Genomic DNA, 5,354 nt, shown 5'->3' with positions numbered 1-5,354 from the left:
GAACTTGATGGCATTGGCCAGCAGGTTGCCCAGGACTGATGGACGAACCAGGATCCACGGACGTGCTGTCCGTGCCGATGGATGAGCTCACCCCCGGTACGCCGGACAAGCCAACCCCGCAGGGCATGCTGGGCGATATTGCAATCTGCCCCCAGGTGGCCGAGGTGCAGGCGAAGAACGCCGGGCATTCCACCCAGGACGAGATGCTGCTGCTGACTACCCACGGCATCCTGCACCTGCTCGGCTTCGACCACGCGGAACCGGAGGAAAAGGAGGAGATGTTCGGGCTGCAGCGCGAACTTCTTGCCGGCTTCACCGGCAGGGACGCCCCGGCAGAGACGATTCAGTGACCCCACTGATCCTGGCCGGCATGGCGCTGGTCTTCCTCGGCTTTGCGGCCGTACTGACCGCGGCCGAGGCCGCCTTCAACTTCCTTCCCCGCCACGACGCCGAGCACGCGATCCTGCATAGCCGCGGCACTGCGCTGAAGCGGATCATGGCCCAGCCCGTGGCCCACATGCGGGCCCTGCGGTTCTGGCGGGTCTGGTTCGAAATGGCCTCCGCGGTGGCCGTGACCGCGCTGCTGCACAGCCTGCTCGACAACGTCTGGCTCGCCGGGCTGGCCGCCACCGGAATCATGGCCCTGGTCGGCTTCGTCATCGTCGGCGTCTCGCCCCGCCAGCTGGGCCGGGTGCACTCCGCCGAGGTCGTCCGCTATTCCGCCCCGCTGATCCGCTGGCTCTGCTGGGTGCTCGGGCCGATTCCGGGCTGGCTGGTTACCCTGGGCAGCGCCGTGGCGCCCGGGGCGCCGGCAGACAACGAAGCTTTCTTCAGCGAAGAGGAGTTCCGCGAACTCGTCGAACGCGCCACCGAGTCCGACGTCATCGAGGACAATGAGGCCGAATTGATCCAGTCGGTCTTCGACTTCGGCGACACGCTTGTCCGCTCCGTGATGGTGCCCCGGACCGACATCCTGAGCATCGACTCCGGCTCCAGCCTGCACCGGGCAATGTCACTATTCCTGCGCTCGGGCTACTCCCGGATCCCGGTCATCGGAGACAACACCGACCAGGTCCTCGGCATCGTCTACCTCAAGGACGTGGCCGCCGTGATCCATAACCTGGCCCCGGGCGAGGAACCGCCGGTGGTCGATAAGCTGGCCCGCGTGGTCCGCTACGTGCCGGACTCGAAGCCGGTGAGCGAGCTGCTCCGTGAGCTGCAAAAGGAATCCACCCATGTCGCGATCGTCATCGACGAGTACGGCGGCACCGCCGGCCTCGTCACGCTCGAGGATCTGATCGAGGAAATCGTCGGCGAGATCGTGGACGAATACGACACCGAGGCCGCGGAAGCCGTGGACCTCGGCGACGGTAGCTACCGGGTCAGCGCCAAGATGAGCATCGATGACCTCGGGGAACTCTTCGACCTGGAACTCGACGACGACGAGGTCGACACCGTGGGCGGCCTGCTCGCGAAGGCGCTCGGCCGGGTGCCGATCGTCGGCAGCACCGTCGCCGTCGACGGCGTCACTCTCCGGGCCGACCGGCTCGAAGGCCGCCGCAACCGCGTCAGCCACATCATTGCGGCCGCAGCGCCGAAAGCAGAAACTGACCTTGAAGACCTTTTCGACGAGGCCGAATCAACGCAACAGGGAGTTCCACGTGAGCAAGCAGAATAAGTCCGACGGCGAAGCGCCCTTGGGCGGTTACCGGGCCGGTTTCGCGGTACTGGTGGGACGACCGAACGCCGGCAAATCCACCCTCACCAACGCCCTCGTCGGGCAGAAGGTCGCCATCACCTCGGCCAAACCGCAGACCACCCGGCACACCATCCGCGGCATCGTGCACCGCGACGATGCACAGCTGATCCTGGTCGACACGCCGGGCCTGCACCGCCCCCGCACGCTGCTGGGCAAGAGGCTCAACGAGCTCGTCGCGGACACCCTGGCCGAGGTCGACGCGATCGGCTTCTGCCTGCCCGCCAACGAAAAGATCGGCCCCGGGGACAAGTACATCGCCGCGCAGCTCGCCGCCGTCGGGAACAAGCCGGTGATCGCCGTCGTGACGAAGGCGGATACCGTGGACCGCCAGGCACTGACCGAGCAGCTGCTCGCCGTCGCTGCACTGGGCCGCGAGGTGCTGGGCGAGGAAGGCTGGAAGGACATCGTCCCGGTCTCCGCCACTGACGGTTTCCAGGTCGGTACCGTCGCCGACGTGCTGATCAGCCACATGCCGCCGTCGCCGCCGCTTTACCCGGACGGGCACCTGACGGACGAGCCGGAAGCGGTGATGATCGCCGAACTCATCCGCGAGGCTGCCCTCGAGGGCGTCCGCGACGAGCTTCCGCACTCCCTGGCCGTGGTGGTCGATGAGATTGTCCCGCGTGAGGGCCGTCCCGAGGACCGACCGTTCCTGGATGTCCGGGTCAACCTCTACGTGGAACGGCCGTCACAGAAGGCCATCATCATCGGCAAGGGCGGCGCACGCCTCCGCGAGGTCGGCACCACCGCCCGCAAGGGGATTGAAGCGCTGCTCGGGGCCCGGATCTACCTGGACCTGCACGTGAAGGTCGCCAAGGACTGGCAGCGCGATCCCAAGCAACTGGTCAAGTTGGGCTTCTAAGTCCGAACAAGGCCGGCGGGTGCGGTGCCCCGCTTGCCGACAGCGTGACCGGGCCGGGGAGAACCCGCGGTCCGGCTTCGGCATGCCCGTCGGGGTTTTCCCAGTTTGGGGCACTAAAATAGCTAGACTCCCGTTCGCTAAGGAAGGCACCACCAGTGGCTCGACCCCGTGACAAGCGCGCCGACGGAACCGGCCCCCCGGTTCGGTCCGGCGCCGCTGCCCGGCACACGGCAGATGATTCCGTCGGGCCCGCGCGCCACCTCGGTGCCGCCCCGCGGATACCGGTGTGGCTGAAGGCCACCACCATCATCATCTCGGTGCTCCTCGTCGGTGTCATCGCGTTCGGCGCCTACTGGTTCATCCGTTTGCAGGGAAACATCTCCACCCAGGCGCTCGGCGCCGGCAACGCCCGGACCGAGGCCGCCCCCGACGACGCGACCGGCCGGATGCAGATCCTGATCCTCGGTTCGGATACCCGTGACGGCAAGAACTCGCAGTACGGCGGCGCAGCGGATTCCACCGGCTACGGCCACTCCGATGTCATGATGCTGATGGACATCTCCGCAGACAACAAGCGGGTCAACGTCATCAGCTTCCCGCGGGACCTTCTGGTGGACATCCCGAAGTGCAAGGACCCGAAGACCAACCAGGAGTATCCGGCCCAGACCGGGGTCATGATCAACGCGGCGATGTCCGAGGCCGGCATCGGCTGCGCGGTGGACACCGTCAACAAACTCACCGGGCTTGAGATCGACCACTTCATGATGGCCGACTTCAACGCCGTGAAGGAACTCTCGAATGCCGTCGGCGGCGTCGACGTGTGCGTCAGCGACGCCATCTTCGACCCAGACTCCGGGCTTCGGCTGCCGAAGGGAACGTCCTCAGTGCAGGGCGAGCAGGCGCTCTCCTTTGTCCGCACCCGGCACGCCTTCGGCGACGGCGGCGACCTGGGCCGGATCAAGGCCCAGCAGGGGTTCCTGAGTTCCCTTACCCGCAAAATCAAGTCCGACGGCACCCTCACCAACCCGGCACGGATGCTCGGCATCGCGGACGCGATCACCAAGAATCTGACGATCGACGACGGCCTGGCCTCCGTCCCGACCCTGCTGACCGTCGCGAACCGGCTGAAGACCATCGACGTCGGCAAGGTCGCCTTCGTGGCTACTCCGACAGAGCCCGCGGCGTCCGACATCAACCGGCTGCAGCTGGCGGAGCCCGCCGCGTCGCAGCTGTTCGCGGCGATGCGCAAGGACGTGGACCTGACCGACCCCACCGCCACCCCGACGGCCGCCGCGGGCGCCACTGCCGGTGCCTCGGCCAGCGCCCAGCCGACGGCCAGCCAGACGCTTTCCGCGCCCGCCTACAACAAGGCCCTGCAGCCCGTCACCGTGGCCAACGGCTCCGGCGACCCGGCGCGGGCCAAGGAACTGCTGGCCGCGCTCAACGCGGGCGGCTTCACCCAGACGGGCCAGCTGACCGCCAAGGCCGTGGCGACCACCGCCGTGTRCTACGGCGCGAACTTCGCCGACGTGGCCGCGGACGTGGCCACGCTGCTGGGCATCCCGGCCTCGCAGGTACTCCCGGCAGCCGGCGTCGCGGGCGTCCAGGTCTACGTGGGCAGCGACTACACCGGCGGGGCCCAGCAGGCGGACGCGCCGGTGGCCTTGCCCAAGGACATCGTCAACCAGACGGCCGGCGATACGGTCTGCCAGCAGGCGAACCCAGCGCTGATCACGCGCTAGCCCCAGGGGCCGGCGCTACCAGATGCTGACGCGCTCCCCGGGCGCCAGCCACATGCCGTCCTGCTCCGAAGTCCCGAACGCCGCGTGGAAAGCATCGAGGTTCCGGGCGATGTCGTTGGTGCGGAACTCATTGGGGGAGTGCGGATCGGTGGCGAGCCGCCGGACCGCCTCCTCGCTGCGGATCACCTGCCGCCAGATCGCCGCCCAGGAAGCGAAGAAGCGCTGGGCGCCGGTCAGCCCGTCCAGCACCGGCGGCTCCTGCCCGTCGAGGCTGAGCAGGTACGCCTTGTACGCGATGGCCAGACCGCCGAGGTCGCCGATATTCTCGCCCAGCGTCAGCTTGCCGTTCACATGCTGGCCCGCTGCCTCCGCCGGGGAAAGGGCGTCGAACTGCGCCACGAGCTTCGAGGTCAGCGCCTCGAAAGCCGTCCGGTCCGCCTCGGTCCACCAGTTCCGGAGCAACCCGCTGCCGTCGTACTGCGAGCCCTGGTCATCGAAGCCGTGGCCGATCTCGTGGCCGATCACCGCCCCGATGCCGCCGTAGTTCACGGCGTCGTCGGCGTCGGCGGTGAAGAACGGCGGCTGCAGGATGGCGGCCGGGAAGACTATTTCGTTGAGCAGCGGGTGGTAGTAGGCGTTCACCGTCTGCGGTGTCATCAGCCACTTCTCCCGGTCCACGGGTTTGCCCACCTCGTCCAGGTGCCGGTCCACGTCGGCGCTGTGCGCGCGTTCCACGTTGCCCAGCAGATCCGCCGGGTCGATCTCGACCGCTGAGTAGTCGATCCACTTGTCCGGGTAGCCGATCTTGGCGCGGAAGGAATCCAGCTTCTTCAGGGCCTCCAGCTTGGTCTCTTCACCCATCCAGGCCAGGTCCGAGATGGAACCCCGGTACGCCTCGGTCAGGTTACCCACCAGCGCGCGCATCGACGCCTTGTGGCTTTCCGGGAAGTGCCGGGCCACGTAGATTTGCCCGACGGCCTCGCCCAGGGCG

General features: G+C 67.7%; 4 protein-coding genes and 1 pseudogene. 4 read left to right on the top strand and 1 reads right to left on the bottom strand.

From position 1 onward, the window contains the following. Positions 1–35: 35 nt before the first annotated feature. The 4 genes and pseudogenes from ybeY to AB4Y86_RS11315 all read left to right on the top strand — a co-directional run. Positions 36–350, top strand: a pseudogene (gene ybeY, locus AB4Y86_RS11330) (rRNA maturation RNase YbeY); the annotation flags it as partial. After that, positions 347–1,678 carry a hemolysin family protein gene (locus AB4Y86_RS11325; protein WP_441402331.1) on the top strand — a complete coding sequence of 444 codons (1,332 nt, stop codon included), beginning with the start codon at positions 347–349 and terminating at the stop codon, positions 1,676–1,678. The pseudogene ybeY and the gene AB4Y86_RS11325, both read left to right, overlap by 4 nt. Further along, positions 1,662–2,621, top strand: a complete 960-nt coding sequence (gene era, locus AB4Y86_RS11320; protein ID WP_441402330.1) for a GTPase Era — start codon at positions 1,662–1,664, stop codon at positions 2,619–2,621. The genes AB4Y86_RS11325 and era overlap by 17 nt, the downstream gene beginning before the upstream one ends. Before the next feature lie 155 nt (positions 2,622–2,776). Then, positions 2,777–4,363, top strand: coding sequence for an LCP family protein (locus AB4Y86_RS11315; RefSeq protein WP_441402329.1), 1,587 nt, complete (start codon positions 2,777–2,779; stop codon positions 4,361–4,363). A gap of 15 nt (positions 4,364–4,378) precedes the next feature. Here AB4Y86_RS11315 and AB4Y86_RS11310 read toward each other — a convergent pair. Next, positions 4,379–5,354 (bottom strand): M13 family metallopeptidase (locus AB4Y86_RS11310; RefSeq protein ID WP_441402328.1); only part of this gene is annotated, 976 nt, incomplete at its 5' end.

It is taken from the genome of Arthrobacter sp. 2YAF22_2 (assembly GCF_052114645.1).
Classification (GTDB): Bacteria; Actinomycetota; Actinomycetes; order Actinomycetales; family Micrococcaceae; genus Arthrobacter.
Note: the sequence above shows the minus strand (reverse complement) of the source record. Positions and strands in the feature narration are given on the sequence as shown.